Source organism: Bacteroides sp. RTP31139st1_H2_RTP31139_211217, assembly GCF_040227615.1.
GTDB lineage: Bacteria > Bacteroidota > Bacteroidia > Bacteroidales > Bacteroidaceae > Bacteroides > Bacteroides uniformis.
This window is the reverse complement of sequence record NZ_JBCNZM010000312.1, coordinates 1-1,251: the sequence shown is the minus strand read 5'-3', so window position 1 is coordinate 1,251 and position 1,251 is coordinate 1. Positions and strand designations below refer to the sequence as shown.

At 49.5% G+C, this 1,251-nt stretch carries 1 protein-coding gene; it reads left to right on the top strand.

Annotation, left to right across the window (positions count from 1 at the left end; translation table 11 throughout):
• Positions 1–1,251: NAD-dependent DNA ligase LigA (gene ligA, locus ABUA47_RS24415; protein WP_349832248.1), on the top strand; the 1,251-nt coding region annotated here is incomplete at both ends.

Genomic DNA, 1,251 nt, shown 5'->3' with positions numbered 1-1,251 from the left:
GGTAAAGAAAGCGTTGAATGAGGATTTTGAAATCTGCTGCGAGCTGAAGTATGACGGTACTTCCATCTCGCTGACTTACGAGGATGGCAAACTGGTGCGTGCCGTCACCCGTGGCGACGGCGAAAAGGGCGATGACGTGACGGACAATGTAAAGACAATCCGAACGATTCCACTGGTCCTCCATGGGGATTATCCTAAATCATTCGAAATCAGAGGGGAAATCCTGATGCCCTGGGTGGTTTTCGAAGAACTGAACCGGGAAAAGGAAGCACGTGAGGAACCGCTTTTCGCCAATCCGCGCAACGCTGCTTCCGGTACCTTGAAGTTGCAGAATTCCGCCATCGTAGCATCCAGAAAGCTGGATGCTTATCTCTACTATCTATTGGGAGAGGAATTGCCCTGCGACGGCCATTACGAGAATCTGCAAGCCGCCGCCAGCTGGGGATTTAAAACATCAGAGCACACCAGAAAAGCCCACAGCCTGGAGGAAGTCTTCGAATACATCAATTATTGGGACACGGAGCGTAAGAACCTTCCGGTAGCTACTGATGGTATTGTACTAAAAGTCAACAGCTTGAGACAACAAAAGAATTTGGGATTCACAGCCAAGTCCCCCCGGTGGGCCATCGCATACAAATTCCAGGCAGAACGTGCACTGACACGCTTGAATAGGGTTACCTACCAAGTAGGACGTACCGGCGCAGTCACTCCGGTTGCCAATCTGGACCCCGTACAACTGTCCGGCACCATTGTGAAACGTGCCTCCCTGCACAATGCAGATATTATCGAGGGGCTGGACCTGCATATAGGCGACATGGTGTATGTGGAAAAAGGCGGTGAAATCATCCCCAAAATAACCGGTGTCGATAAGGATGCCCGCAGTACGCTTATCGGTGAAAAAGTGAAGTTCATCACCCATTGTCCCGAATGCGGCAGCAAACTGATACGTTTTGAAGGAGAAGCAGCCCACTATTGCCCCAATGAAACCGCTTGTCCTCCGCAGATTAAAGGGAAAATAGAACATTTCATCAGCCGCAAAGCCATGAATATAGACGGACTGGGACCTGAAACAGTAGATATGTTCTACCGATTGGGGCTGATAAAGGATACTGCAGATTTATACCAGCTCAAAACCGATGACATCAAGAACCTGGAACGGATGGGCGAAAAATCGGCAGAAAACATAGTCAACGGTATTGCGGCAAGTAAAGAAGTGCCATTCGAAAGAGTACTCTTTGCACTGGGCATACG